The sequence below is a fragment of the Vibrio sp. 378 genome (assembly GCF_033339435.1).
Genome location: NZ_JAWOUO010000096.1, coordinates 1 through 1,245, shown reverse-complemented (window position 1 = coordinate 1,245; position 1,245 = coordinate 1). Strand labels below are relative to the sequence as shown.

General features: G+C 43.5%; 1 protein-coding gene and 1 pseudogene. Both read right to left on the bottom strand.

What is annotated here, in order from left to right:
• Positions 1-429 (bottom strand): annotated as a pseudogene (locus R7Q48_RS24335) (GGDEF domain-containing protein); the annotation flags it as partial.
• 455 nt (positions 430-884) lie between these two features.
• The coding region (locus R7Q48_RS24330; protein WP_318132660.1) for an SDR family oxidoreductase at positions 885-1,245 on the bottom strand (361 nt) is incomplete at its 5' end.

The window sequence follows — 1,245 nt, the reverse complement described above, 5'->3', positions numbered from 1 at the left end:
TCGTGACGTTTCAAGCAAAGCATCCAACGACGAGAGCGCGGTATCGATATCTCGATTGCCCATCATGGCTCGAATTTGGATCAGCTTGAACAGCAAGTGCTCTTGGCTTTGTTCTGGTGTCAAACTCAGCCCTTTGTCTACCACTGCTAAGCTCTCTTTATCGCGCCCTAACAACTCAAGAACGGTCGACTTCGCCAGCCAATAACGAATCAACAGATCCTTGGGCTGGTTTTGCAGTAGAGAGTCTTCTTCTAATGATTCGATTTGTGCTAGTGAACTTTGTGGCAGCGCGTAAATTTGGCTCTCAATCCCTTCAAGAGATTGCAGAAACTTATCTTTTGGCTCAGGGCTTTGCGCATAGACTTTGGTCGTCAAAAACACGAACCAAAACACAAGCGACAACGCTCTGAGCTTATAAAATTGCGACATTATTATTATTCCCTGATGGGTAGTTACTTCAGTGTGGTGGGAAGTTTTGATTATTATTTTGCACGTGAATGACAATGGTCACACCGCGCATGCTTTCCCATGCATTCTGTAGTGAATAATAAATCACCAACTTTCGATGTAGAAACGATTTCGTCCCACAAAAAAGACAAAGAGAATAATTTTCAACCATAAAAGGAATTTTCTCATTTAAGAGACAAATGAATAATTTCAGTTTTGACGCAACAATAGATTTTGTGGTTATTTTGCTCGAAAACATCACAATTTTGGATAAAAGAGATAATTGCGTCGTGTCACTGAGCATGGTGTGTTATGAAAACTAGCGTATAAACGCTGTTGGAAGAGGGCATTACGTGAAACTAAAGTGGCGCTTTAACGATCACTAGAATAATACGGAAGAACCAGCAACACTGTTATTGCTGGTTCTCTTTTTAAGATTACATTCGCATTCCACCATCGACTTCTAGTACCCTCCCGGTGACGAACTCGTTGGTTAACACATATTTTATGGTCGATGAAATTTCGTCCGCAAGCCCTAAGCGTCCCACAGGAATCATATTAACCAAGCGTTCCATCGCTTCAGGCTTTATTTGGTCTGTCATCGCAGTTTTGATGACGCCCGGCGCAATCGCCACTGAACGAATGCCAAAACGCCCTAACTCTTTCGCCCACACTGTAGCCATAGTAGCCACTGCCGCTTTGGATGCGGAGTAGTTGGTTTGACCAATATTCCCGGCACGCGCAACACTGGATATGTTGATCAACACGCCTTTGCTGTCGGTGTTCAGCATTACCTTG